Source organism: Aquimarina agarilytica ZC1, from assembly GCF_000255455.1.
GTDB lineage: Bacteria > Bacteroidota > Bacteroidia > Flavobacteriales > Flavobacteriaceae > Aquimarina > Aquimarina agarilytica.
In genome coordinates, this window is the sequence record NZ_JH621257.1 from 118,163 (window position 1) to 128,554 (window position 10,392).

Consider the following 10,392-nt stretch of genomic DNA (forward strand, 5'->3'; position numbering starts at 1 on the left):
ATTCCAATCACGAATATTTTCCATCCAGTGACGGTAGGTGTTTTCAAACTTTTTTGGATGTAAATGAATATCCGTATCATCACCTAAAACTGCTTTAATTGCAGGCTTTACCAGATCTTCCATTTTCAAAAACCATTGATCAGACAGTTTGGGCTCAATAACAGCTTTAGTACGTTCCGAAGTTCCCACTTTATGCATATGAGTTTCGGTTTTTATCAAAAAGCCTTTTTCTTTCAACTCCTCCGAAAACTCCTTACGTACTACAAAACGATCTTTTCCTTTATAATGTAAACCAAACGAATTTAGTGTGGCATCGTTGTTAAATATATCAATAACTTCTAATCCATGAGTATCCCCTATTACTTTATCATTTTCATCATGAGCAGGCGTTACCTTTAAACAACCTGTACCAAACTCCAAATCCACATAAGCATCTTCAATAATCGGAATTACTCTATTCACTACAGGCACAATTGCCTTTTTGCCTTTTAAATGTGTAAACCTTGGGTCTTCAGGATTAATACATATGGCAGTATCGCCAAAAATAGTTTCTGGTCTAGTAGTGGCTACCACTAAATGTTCATCACTACCTTCAATTTGATACGTTATATGATATAAAGCACCTTGCTTTTCTTCGTGAATTACCTCTTCATCAGACAAAGTAGTTTGTGCTTCGGGGTCCCAATTAACCATACGATAACCTCGATAAATTAAGCCTTTGTTATATAAATCAACAAAAGTTTTTATCACTGATTGGTATAAATCATCATCCAACGTAAATTTAGTACGCTCCCAATCACATGATGCGCCTAATTTTTTAAGCTGTTCCAAAATAACACCTCCATACTCTTCGGTCCAGTCCCAAGCGTGCTTTAAAAATTCCTCACGTGTTAAATCACTTTTATCAATCCCTTGTTCTTTTAATCTAGCCACTACTTTAGCCTCTGTTGCTATGGAAGCATGATCTGTACCAGGTACCCAACAAGCATTATAACCGCGTAATCGCGCCCTTCTAATAAGTACATCCTGAATGGTATTATTTAACATATGCCCCATGTGCAACACCCCAGTCACATTCGGAGGGGGTATTACTATTGTATAAGGCTCTCTATCATCAACTTCCGAATGAAAATAATTGTTCTTCATCCAGTAGTCATACCATTTTTCTTCTACTATTTTTGAGTCGTATTGTGCAGCTATAGCCATTTTGGTCTAATATTTGAAGTATAGTTTGCAAAAGTAACTATATAAATAACAACTTGAAAGATTTAATGCCCCTTGAAGTTGTCAAAAAAATAATTACATTTACATTGAATTAAATTTTTAAACATGAAAAAATTAATTAGCCTATTTCTAGTAAGTTTCATTGGTTTTGGAGCCTTTGCCCAAGACGCTGACAAAAAAGACACTCCAGTTGAAACAAAAACAGAAGATGGAGCAAAAATTGAATTTGAAACTGAAGTTATCGATTATGGTACCATAGAAAAAGGTGCCGATGGTATTCGTAAGTTTGTTTTTACAAATACAGGTAACAAACCTTTAATTATATCACGAGTGTATTCTAGTTGTGGATGTACTATACCAAAAAAGCCCGAAGCTCCTATTGCTCCAGGTGAAAAAGGTGAAATTGAAGTAAAATATGACACTAAACGTGTTGGTCCAATACGTAAAACAATAAGTGTATATAGTAATGCCGATGCCGTTCCTTTCCCATTAAAAATTAAAGGAACTATCACTGATAAAAAATAATCTTATTTTCATAAAAACAAAAAAAGATGCTTGTAAGCATCTTTTTTTGTTTTTATATATTTCAACTTCTATATACTAATTTTCCTATAAATTAAATCACCATTCGCTCTTTCAATTAACAGTATATATATTCCGTTAGAAATAAAAGAAGTTGACACCTCATTTCCTGCAGTTCTAGTCAGTATTAATCGCCCATTTAAATCGAAAATAGACAATTTATTCACCACACTTAATGAACTAATACTCAGTGTTTCATTATCTTGAAGAATTGCAAAATTTTGTACAGATAAGCTATCGCAAACTTTATCACTAGCAATACTAGTTCCTGTACAAAAAGCTCCTGTTTTTGAAAATTCATAATTTTGTAATGCTCCTTCTTGTGTATTTACATCTATATCTCTAGTAGCACTATTAACTCCAGTAAACGTATCAAAATGCATTAATTGACCCACACTAATTACATGACCCATATTATGAGCGTGACCTAATTCGTGTGTAGCCGTACCCTGAAAATCAATCTGCGAAGTAGATGGTTGCGTTTCGTCGAAATTCCAATTCACATCCGAATTAAACGTCATATCTGCTTCTGTCAAATAAGCTACAATTTCTCCACCTCCTATTTGACACCCTGAAAAATAACTTGTTGTTACCCCCAATGTACCTGGATCAATTTCATCACTATTCGAATCTGAAGGCGACATGAAACGGACTAAATTTACTGTATCATCTGTTGTTACGTTCAAATTACTTGTGTTAGATGCTATGGTCCAATTTATTCCTGTGGCACAAACCCAATTACTTACCGATTTTTCAAAAGCCACTGTTGCCGCTGTATTAGAGGCAAATAAATTATTATATGTCCATGTATAGCCTCCAATATTATTCGTATTCACCAACTTTACACGTAAAGTAGTATCGGGCACACCGTTATTATCAGTATCAAATACAGCATTAGTTTCGGCACTCAATACAGTTAAATCATCTGTAGAGGTAAACTGATTGACACCACTTGCATCAGTTACTCTAATTTTACCTGTCCCTGCAAATTGGGGCACTCTTACTTCTATAAGCATATCGGACCAACTCACAATTGCTGAATTATTAACATTTCTAAAATTAGCTAATCCTCCACCTTGATCAGCATTTTCAAAAGCTACGGCTCCTTCATTATTACCAAAACCAGTACCATTGATTATAATATTCTCATCTGTCCCTGCCCTAACAACAGTTGGTGTAAATGAATTCACTACAGCTGAGCTAAAACTTTTTTTTCCTTTGCTTTTTAACTCTTTTATTACATTTATCGCGTGCTTAGTTAATTTGGTTAAACTCCCATAAAAATGATTCTCAATATCGGTAAAGGTGTAAAAAGGGTTATGCACCTTATTTAAAACGATATCATATTTATAAAAACCTTGAAGATCACTATATACTTTATAAATTTTATCTTTTTCAGAAAAGTCTACCAATTCCTTATTCGATAGGTTCAAGAAAAAAGTTCCTATATCCCCTTTAGCTAATTGTAAACTAGGTGTTACTTTTTCTGTTTTAAAACCGATAGACCCGCCTTTGGTTACCACATACAAATAGTCAAACTTTTCTGTTGTTGAAAAATTTTTTAACACATTAACCTTATTAATGGTATAAATATGATTCGTCTTTTTATCAAGATAGGAACGTTTTTCAACAACTTGGGCTTCAATAATTAAGGATGCAACATTAACTTGCTCCTCCATTTGAATTTTATAGAGCATTTTTTGGGCTTGAATTTGAAAAAAACTAACAAAACAAGAAACAAGTACTACTATTTTTATTTTCATATCATCTTCATTTATACATTCCTAGAACTACTACATTATCATAAAATACAAAAATTGCAGTCTATTAACCTTATATTTGTAGGAATTAATATTGAATACTTACTTTTTAAAGCGCAAATGTAGGTTTTTTGTGTAAATACATTAACAAAAACAGAAATAGTCTTGAAATATGATTAAAAAAATACATTTCACTATAAAATAATATGACTTAGTTATTATTGACCATACTGTGTATAGAAAATATATTGTCTCCGATCAAATCATTAAAAAAAGTTTCACTTTGTTTTTTTTGTATATCTACTATAGATGCATCTAAGATTTCATTCTTTTGACCATCATATAATTTAATGGATGAATTTTCATAAGATAAGTAAGAAGAAATTACCGCTGTTACTTCCGCATAAGTCTCATCTTTGTCTTTATGTGTATTCCCTTTATTAAGGTATTGAGTAATAGATCTTGAAAATTTTATTTTTAAATCTTTATTCGTCCAATATGTTAAGTATAAATTATGATCGGACCCGAACAATATATAATCTAGAATTATATAATTCTTTTCTTTTGAAAAAAAGACTTTCAATTCACCATTGTAATTAGAATAATTATTTGCTTCAAACAACTTTTCATTAAATACAGATTTATTTAATGAAAAATCCTCAATAAACTCAAAACCCTTAATTTTTGGATCTGTTGCCTTTTTTTTATGCTCTTTAGCACAAGAATTCTGCCCTAACAGGATTATAATTAATATAATAGTTCTAATTATTTTCATTTTCTTATTAATTTACATTAAAATGAACCTGTTTTTGTATCCCAATTTTAGTTTAAAAAAAAGACGATTCGTTTTTAACAAGATTTTAAAAAACAAAAATATGTACCTCATAATATTTCTCCTCCCCTGTTTTCAGTGAAACTTAACAAATTACATTATAGAATCTAAAAAACACAGAACTTCAATTCGCTATATTTAATTTTTATACTGAAGTAGACATTCCAGTTTTTAGACAGTCTGACGGTTGGTTTGCAAAACGAAAGCGTAAATTCAAGGTAACTACGGATTCAAAACATAGCTATCCTGTTGCTCCAAATTTATTAGATAGAATTGATGTAGAGCAACCTAATAAAGTTTGGGTATCAGATATGACCTATATAGCTACGAAAAATGGTTAGATGTATTTAACAGTTATTATTGATTTATATCACAGAAAAATAGTAGGGTGGTCTATGAGTAACGATTTTACAACCGAAAATACTATTATGAAGGTTTGTCAGATGTCAACTTTAAACAATCCTATTAATAAAAAACTTATTTTTCACTCTGATCGAGGTATTCAATATGCAAGTCAAGAATTTAGAAAAGAGTAAAAAAACATAAGCTGTTTGTGTCTCAAAGCATGAGTCGTAAAGGAAATTGCTGGGATAATGCTGTTGCTGAAGTTTCTTTAAATCCTTAAAAGCAGAAATTAGTATATCATCAAAAGTACGACACCAGGTCTCAAGCTGAATTATCTATTTTCGAGTGTATTGAAACATGGTATAATAGCAAAAGAAGACATTCAACTTTTAATCATAAAAGTATAGTAGAAGTCGAATTAGAATTGTTTAATCACAAAATAGCCGCATGACTCTTAGTCTAAATGTCCAAAATTTTGTTGCAAGTCTACCACAATTAAATGGCTTCATAACAATATACTCGAAAGTACTAATCTTCAACTTCAAAAGTAAAGACATTCTCTTCTATGTCAATTACCCTTATTCTAGGTAAGAAATCGCCTAGTAATAAGTTGGGGTAGTTTACTTGATCTTGTGTCAATACAAAACTTGCGCATTGCGTAATTCCATCTGAACACTCGTTAGTAAAAGTAGTGAAGCAAAATTCTGTATTTCCTAAGCTTGGACCACAATGTAATGCATCATCTTTACTAGGTCCGGAAGAATAAGTTTGTAGCATCTAAACTTTATTTATAATTTCGCCATACAACAGAATTTGATATGACAAAAAAACTACTAGTATTTATAACAATAAGTCTCTTAGGCTTTATAGGAAATGCGCAATGCCCTAAGCCATATCAAATAGACACAAATAATAAAACGACCAATTCCATAACATTAGTTTGGAATTCAGGGAGTAATTTATTGACAGGCGATTTTGAAATTGAATATGGTATTAAAAACTTCGTTCGTGGAACTGGAACTAAAATCAACAGCATTGTTACTGGTATTATCATCAATAATTTAACCTCTAATACACAGTATGATTTCTACATAACGAATAATTGTGGAAACAATCCAACTACATCCGATGTCTATCATGATGTTACAATTGCAGATTACTGCAACGGAGATTTATTTTTAGATCCTGGTCTTGAAGAAAATTACGTGGGGACATACTATGAATCCTATAATCTAAAACCTAACTCTACACAACAAAGAATACATTTAGATTTTGAATCATTTGAAGTATCAAGTGAGACTACGTTAAAAATCTGGGAAGGTAATTTAGCTATTGGAGATCCTTTAGTAATTTATGATAATAAATCACTACCTTCAGAACCAATCATTTCAAAAGCAGACAATGGCGAACTATATGTGTTATTTGAATCAAATAATTCACAAAATAATGCTGCTGGCTGGGTAGGAAACATTACTTGTGTTGATAAACCGGCATGTAATATGCCCAAATATACATTTTCCACTAATACTACCTATAATTCAATTACTCTAAGGTGGGCAAAAAGTACATCGAACCGTACCTTTATAGAATATGGACCTAAAGACTTTATAATTGGAACAGGAAAAAAAGTAGAATCTTTTTCAAACATAATAACAATACCAGATTTAGATGAATTAACAGAATATGATTTTTACTTAACAGAAGAATGCAATGACTTAAGTTTAAGTGATACAAGCAATACTTCTATTTCCACAAAAGCATATTGTGAGTCCAATATTTCATTTGGATGGCTAGAGCCTTATGAATTAAATCAAATAAAAATACATAATGTTGATTTTCAAATTAATGAAGAATGGCAAGTTGAATACGGACTAAAAGGTTTTACACCTGGTGAAGGCAAGACCGCTAATTATTCTTCATCGGATGCTATTGTTGGAAACTTGGAAAACGATACTGAATATGATTTTTATTTAAGAAACAAGTGCGATGAACGTTTTGGTGGCTCGATAGGGCCTTTTTCTAAAAAAACAAATATAGATTATTGCGCTGTGGGCAAAATATATGACAGAGGAGGTAAGGAACAGATCTATACAGATTACCAAAGAGTTAGAGATAAATATATTTACCTTGAAAACAATGAACGAGCTAGATTTATAGTACACTCGTTACGACTTAGTCGTTTTGAAGATATTAAGATATATGACGGTCCCGATTCAAACAGTCCATTAATTAAACATTTTAGCCGTAATTCATCCTTTATTGAGTTTGTTTCTTCTGGAAATAGTACTGTAATTTTCTTTGATATTAAAAGTAACAATTCTGGTTATACTGAATCAAAATGGGACATTGACCTCATTTGTGAACCAACTCCTAATTGTGACGAAGTGACAAATTTTGATGTTGTAGATAATAAATTGATCCATAATCAATGTGAATTAAATTGGACTGAAACACCTAATTCTAACGATAGTTACAGTATAGAGTACGGATTAGAAGGTTTTGAAAGAGGAACAGGAACCATTTTAAACACAAATGAAAATTTTATAATACTAGATAATTTAACTAAATCAACCTCTTACCAAGCTTATATAACTACTGAATGTGCTAAAGGAGGTCAAGATAATATTTATGTCGAACCTCTAACTTTTAAAACTACTCCAAATTATTTTGGAGGTGATAAGTTTACTGATGATGGAGGAAGCGACAATAATATTCCTGAAACACAAACAAAAATCACGACAATATACCCAAAAGCTGATGGGGAAAGAATTCGTATCACTTTTGATTATATTGATTTAACAACAAGGAATTACAATTCCAATTCCTTGAAAATTTATAGTGGTACTGATACGAGTCCTCAACCAATTGTTCAACTAAATAACACAAATGATTTTATAAATAAAGGCTACTCTTTCCCTTCTGATGATCCAAATGGAGCCATTACAATTGAATTCAGTTATAGTTCCTATGATTCGAATTATTTTTCAAAGGGTTGGGAAGCTGATATTGTTAGTGAACAAATTCCAGACTGTAGCGAACCTTTTAATATTTCAACAACTAGATATACTCATCAAGAAATAAACTTAGCATGGGAGTCTGAAACCGATGTCTCTGAATGGAAAGTTGAATATGGCCCTGCTGGCTTTATTAGAGGCGAAGGACTAACAAAAGACACTGTAAATAAAAATATTGTTATCACAGGATTATCTCCTAATACGACATATGATTTCTACATATCTTCGAAATGTGATAATGGTACTTACAATAATTATGCTCGCGCCTACAAAGAAAACACAAGACAAGACTTTTCTAGCGGTGTTTTATTGACTTCTAATGATGGAATAACGAAAATATATCCTGATAAAATTGATGAACGTGTAAGGTTTGAATTTACCTATTTTGATCTAGAACCTAGAAATAATTATAATAGAAGTGAAGTAAAGGTCGATTTTATAGATCATGAAACGTTATTCGTTTATGATGATTTTTATACTTTTCTTTATGATTCTAATTTATTTCCTGTGATTTCAGAAAAAGAAGATGGAACTTTATCTATTTCTCAAAATATAGGTGGTACTTCTTATTGGGAAGCAAAAATATCTAGTGAACCTAAGCCAACTTGTAAAACAACTAGTGAACAAGGATTTTTATTTCAACGAGTAAGCAATAAAGAAGTGGAACTTATTTGGAAAAAAAATGATGAAAATACACTATACAAAGTTGAATATGGTCCTATTGGTTTTTCTTTAGGTAAAGGTATTACCAAAAATTTTGATAGTAATAGACAATTTTCAGAGTCTCAACTTCGCAGACCTGACCATACTATAAAAGCTAAAAACAGCCGGTTTGATAAAAATTTAATTTACTACTCTTTAATTTTTGATAATTTAAAAGAAGATACACTATACGAATTTTATATTTCGACTATATGCCCCGATGGTTCAGTTAACACCTATCCATCGCCTAAAATAGTAAAAACCAGTCGAAATATAGTTAAGGAAGGAATATATCATACAAATTCGTCTGGCCAGATGAAACAAAGAAAACACTGGACTATATTAGGAAAACTTGAAAATACAACCATTTGCCCCGACTCTAATGAAGAAAATATCGTTGCTACATTAAAAAGATTAAACATACCTGAATCTTATTACAATGGAGATCCCTTTACTATTTTTAATAGCAATAATACTAAGGATGAAAGTAAAATACTTTTCTCTGCCTTCGGGGAAAAAAGATATTATCATAATGATATTGTTGTAAAAGCGAGCAACGAAAGTGGCTGTTTAACTTTTAACTTCTCACATCGTAATAGTGGTGGTTTTGATCGTAGCAAGCCTTTTACTGAGACTCTAGAGGATTGGAATACTGCTACAGGGAGCGAAGGATGGATTGTTGAGATTACCTCTGTACCCAAAACTACCTTAACCTTAACTGTCGAAAACATAGATATAAATACTACAGATATTCAGCTCTACCCTAACCCTTTCAAAGATTATTTCTTTATAAAAGGTAATCCAAGTATAAAAATTAAAGAAATTACTATAAGAGATATTTTAGGGAGAAATATAAAAAAATATTTCAACATAAATTTTAATCAAAAAGTACATCTCGACTTACCTTCAGGAGCCTATTTTGCTACTATTAAAACAGAAAATGGAAATACAATTATTAAAAAAATTTTAATAAAGTAAAAACTTTAAGTAATAACAAAAAATCTAAAAGATTAACACCGCTCCAAATCATGGCAAAGCATAACACATTTACATATCACTTTATGAATACATATTTGAGTAATGTGATAAGTATTAGTAATACAGTTATTTCTGAAATGTAAGTAATTACCAAACAGTGTGTTAAAAAATTCAAACGCATGGTTTGACAACAATGGTAACCGTTGCACAAGCCCATAATTTTACAAAAAAAGCTTTAAAGCAAGCAATTCTAAGAGGTCATATTTTATACTTTAAAGATTAAACTTGTAAAATTTAGCTGTAATCATCCGATCAACTACACTGTAATATTCTCTTGATATCCGGGAAGTAGTTCTTCAAGTTTTTGTATGTTATGGTCTGGAATTTTTTTCAGAGTATTTGTAAGCCACTCTCTTGGGTTTATGTTTTGCATTTTACAGCTTCCAAAAACAACTCCTAGCTAGAAGCAGGTATCTGTTATTTAAAACTCAAAACAAATGGACAACATCACAACAAAACAGAGCCACAATATTATTCAAACTCTATCCCAAAATAGAAAAGGCATACAATTTAGCTCAAAAACTAAAATACATATATGAGAATAATAATGATAAAAATGTAGCTAGACTTAAGTTAGCCAAATGGTACAACCAAGTTGAAAAAGAAGGTTTTAAATCATTTAACACTATAGCTAGAACTATACAAAACCATTATGAAAATATATTGAACTATTTTAATAACAGAAGTACAAATGCTTCAGCTGAATCTTTCAATGCCAAAATAAAGGAGTTTAGAAATCAATTTAGAGGCGTAAGAGATGTAAAATTCTTCCTCTATAGGCTAACTAAATTATATGCTTAATTTTGGCTACTCCCCAATAATATTACTTGATCCAAAAAAACTTGGGGAGAAATGTATATTTGTAATTAAAAACAGGGCACAAAAAAAACCTCTA

9 protein-coding genes and 1 pseudogene are annotated in these 10,392 nt (G+C 31.2%); 5 read left to right on the top strand and 5 right to left on the bottom strand.

What is annotated here, in order from left to right:
• Positions 1 to 1,206, bottom strand: a 1,206-nt coding sequence (locus KQA_RS20740; protein ID WP_010180193.1) for a class I tRNA ligase family protein, incomplete at its 3' end; no start/stop codon positions are given.
• A gap of 123 nt (positions 1,207 to 1,329) precedes the next feature.
• Between KQA_RS20740 and KQA_RS0208805 the strand changes: the two genes are divergently transcribed.
• Positions 1,330 to 1,749 carry a DUF1573 domain-containing protein gene (locus KQA_RS0208805; RefSeq protein ID WP_010180195.1) on the top strand — a complete coding sequence of 140 codons (420 nt, stop codon included), beginning with the start codon at positions 1,330 to 1,332 and terminating at the stop codon, positions 1,747 to 1,749.
• 68 nt (positions 1,750 to 1,817) lie between these two features.
• Here the strand turns inward: KQA_RS0208805 and KQA_RS0208810 are convergent, their stop codons facing one another.
• Together KQA_RS0208810 and KQA_RS0208815 are read right to left on the bottom strand one after the other, a co-directional pair.
• Positions 1,818 to 3,569, bottom strand: a complete 1,752-nt coding sequence (locus KQA_RS0208810; protein ID WP_010180197.1) for a T9SS type A sorting domain-containing protein — start codon at positions 3,567 to 3,569, stop codon at positions 1,818 to 1,820.
• Between the two features lie 208 nt (positions 3,570 to 3,777).
• The gene (locus tag KQA_RS0208815) at positions 3,778 to 4,341 is read right to left on the bottom strand and encodes a hypothetical protein (RefSeq protein WP_010180199.1); all 564 of its coding nucleotides are present in this window, start codon (positions 4,339 to 4,341) and stop codon (positions 3,778 to 3,780) included.
• A 398-nt stretch (positions 4,342 to 4,739) separates the two neighbouring features.
• Here KQA_RS0208815 and KQA_RS20990 point away from each other — a divergent pair, with 398 nt between their 5' ends.
• Together KQA_RS20990 and KQA_RS20995 are read left to right on the top strand one after the other, a co-directional pair.
• The gene (locus tag KQA_RS20990) at positions 4,740 to 4,934 is read left to right on the top strand and encodes an IS3 family transposase (RefSeq protein ID WP_010180201.1); all 195 of its coding nucleotides are present in this window, start codon (positions 4,740 to 4,742) and stop codon (positions 4,932 to 4,934) included.
• Between the two features lie 101 nt (positions 4,935 to 5,035).
• A pseudogene (locus KQA_RS20995) lies at positions 5,036 to 5,194 on the top strand (IS3 family transposase); the annotation flags it as partial.
• A 77-nt stretch (positions 5,195 to 5,271) separates the two neighbouring features.
• Here the strand turns inward: KQA_RS20995 and KQA_RS0208825 are convergent.
• A complete protein-coding gene (locus KQA_RS0208825; protein WP_010180203.1) occupies positions 5,272 to 5,520 on the bottom strand; it encodes a hypothetical protein in 249 nt (82 codons plus the stop codon).
• A gap of 41 nt (positions 5,521 to 5,561) precedes the next feature.
• Here KQA_RS0208825 and KQA_RS0208830 point away from each other — a divergent pair, with 41 nt between their 5' ends.
• On the top strand, positions 5,562 to 9,437 hold the full coding sequence (locus KQA_RS0208830; RefSeq protein WP_010180205.1) for a fibronectin type III domain-containing protein: 3,876 nt from the start codon (positions 5,562 to 5,564) through the stop codon (positions 9,435 to 9,437).
• A gap of 316 nt (positions 9,438 to 9,753) precedes the next feature.
• Here KQA_RS0208830 and KQA_RS19895 read toward each other — a convergent pair whose 3' ends face one another.
• Positions 9,754 to 9,870, bottom strand: a complete 117-nt coding sequence (locus KQA_RS19895; protein ID WP_232285872.1) for a transposase domain-containing protein — start codon at positions 9,868 to 9,870, stop codon at positions 9,754 to 9,756.
• On the opposite strand from KQA_RS19895, the gene KQA_RS18765 reads away from it, so the two are divergent.
• Entirely contained in the window at positions 9,852 to 10,298 is a 447-nt protein-coding gene (locus KQA_RS18765) for a transposase (protein WP_010180207.1), read from the top strand. The genes KQA_RS19895 and KQA_RS18765 overlap by 19 nt on opposite strands.
• Positions 10,299 to 10,392: the final 94 nt, after the last annotated feature.

Bases quoted from the DNA above. Each gene is read 5' to 3' on its own strand.
- KQA_RS0208805 (WP_010180195.1), top strand. From the start codon at position 1,330: ATGAAAAAATTAATTAGCCTATTTCTAGTAAGTTTCATTGGTTTTGGA.
- KQA_RS0208810 (WP_010180197.1), bottom strand. From the start codon at position 3,569: ATGAAAATAAAAATAGTAGTACTTGTTTCTTGTTTTGTTAGTTTTTTT.
- KQA_RS0208815 (WP_010180199.1), bottom strand. From the start codon at position 4,341: ATGAAAATAATTAGAACTATTATATTAATTATAATCCTGTTAGGGCAG.
- KQA_RS20990 (WP_010180201.1), top strand. From the start codon at position 4,740: ATGTATTTAACAGTTATTATTGATTTATATCACAGAAAAATAGTAGGG.
- KQA_RS0208825 (WP_010180203.1), bottom strand. From the start codon at position 5,520: ATGCTACAAACTTATTCTTCCGGACCTAGTAAAGATGATGCATTACAT.
- KQA_RS0208830 (WP_010180205.1), top strand. From the start codon at position 5,562: ATGACAAAAAAACTACTAGTATTTATAACAATAAGTCTCTTAGGCTTT.
- KQA_RS19895 (WP_232285872.1), bottom strand. From the start codon at position 9,870: ATGCAAAACATAAACCCAAGAGAGTGGCTTACAAATACTCTGAAAAAA.